Source organism: Bhargavaea massiliensis (genome assembly GCF_018390575.1).
Classification (GTDB): domain Bacteria; phylum Bacillota; class Bacilli; order Bacillales_A; family Planococcaceae; genus Bhargavaea; species Bhargavaea massiliensis.
The window spans coordinates 1-217 of sequence record NZ_JAHBCJ010000041.1 but is presented as its reverse complement, the minus strand read 5'-3'; the positions used below and the strand labels follow the sequence as shown (position 1 = coordinate 217).

Below are 217 nucleotides of genomic sequence, written 5' to 3'. Positions count from 1 at the left end.
CGTGTTACCGCCGTGAAAGGGCGGTGTCTTAACCGCTTGACCAAGGGGCCATATTAAAGTAATAAAACTGGCGGAGAGCAAGGGATTCGAACCCTTGATACACGGTTAGCGTATACACGATTTCCAATCGTGCTCCTTCGGCCACTCGGACAGCTCTCCATTAATGGCTCCGCAGGTAGGACTCGAACCTACGACCGATCGGTTAACAGCCGATTGC

At 52.5% G+C, this 217-nt stretch carries 1 tRNA gene; it reads right to left on the bottom strand.

The window, feature by feature from the left end:
• Positions 1 to 68: 68 nt before the first annotated feature.
• Positions 69 to 159, bottom strand: a tRNA-Ser gene (locus KHA84_RS15305).
• Between the last annotated feature and the right edge of the window lie 58 nt (positions 160 to 217).